Annotated in this window: 1 pseudogene; it reads right to left on the bottom strand. The window is 68.1% G+C overall.

Annotated features, from left to right (window positions below):
* Positions 1–288, bottom strand: a pseudogene (locus ACYQ0U_RS22860) (hypothetical protein); the annotation flags it as partial.

Below are 288 nucleotides of genomic sequence, written 5' to 3'. Positions count from 1 at the left end.
GGGCAGTCGCGGCAGGCGATCCCGAAGGTCACGTTGCCCTTGGCGCTGATCTTGCGGGTCACGCCGGCCGGACAGGTGACGGTCCGGGCCTGGTGGTCGACGTCGAAGTCATCGACGCTGAACCCGCCCTCGACAGCGGGCTGGATCGGCCACGGCTTGAGCAGTGGCGTCCACCGCTTCTCGTGGAGCTGGTCGAGCATGTCGCCGGTGGCGTAGGCGGAGTCGCCCAGTACCTCGATGTCTTCTTCGTCGATGGTGGGGTCGGCCATGACGAGCTTGGCGCCGACG

This window comes from Nocardioides pyridinolyticus, from assembly GCF_054653575.1.
This window is presented reverse-complemented; position numbering and strand designations above follow the sequence as displayed.